The organism is Ruminococcus sp. 210702-SL.1.03, from assembly GCF_020559915.1.
Lineage (GTDB): Bacteria > Bacillota > Clostridia > Oscillospirales > Ruminococcaceae > YE71.
The window spans coordinates 1-270 of record NZ_JAJCLZ010000162.1; the positions used below are offsets into that span (position 1 = coordinate 1).

Below are 270 nucleotides of genomic sequence, written 5' to 3' on the forward strand. Positions count from 1 at the left end.
GATACTTCATGCCGTCCGCAGTCTTAACGCCTACTACAAATGCCGTTTTGCGGTAAACTGACTGCATATCTTGTGCAGTATTGCGGTCGGTAAGATCGTAGCTGTCGCCTGCTGCGTCGATGATAGATTTGTGCATATCTACCGTACCGTAGTCAGCGCCGTTGTTGACGAGCTTTATCGTCTGCGTTTTGTTATCTGTGTATGGCGGCACGCTGAAAGTTGCCGAAGCTGTGCCGTAGCCTGCGGCTGAGGATATTTCCTCGAGGGCGT

General features: G+C 51.5%; 1 protein-coding gene. It reads right to left on the reverse strand.

All coding sequences use genetic code 11. The features are described 5' to 3' along the window. On the reverse strand, positions 1-270 hold a 270-nt coding region (locus LI114_RS13940), incomplete at both ends, for a hypothetical protein (RefSeq protein WP_227221160.1).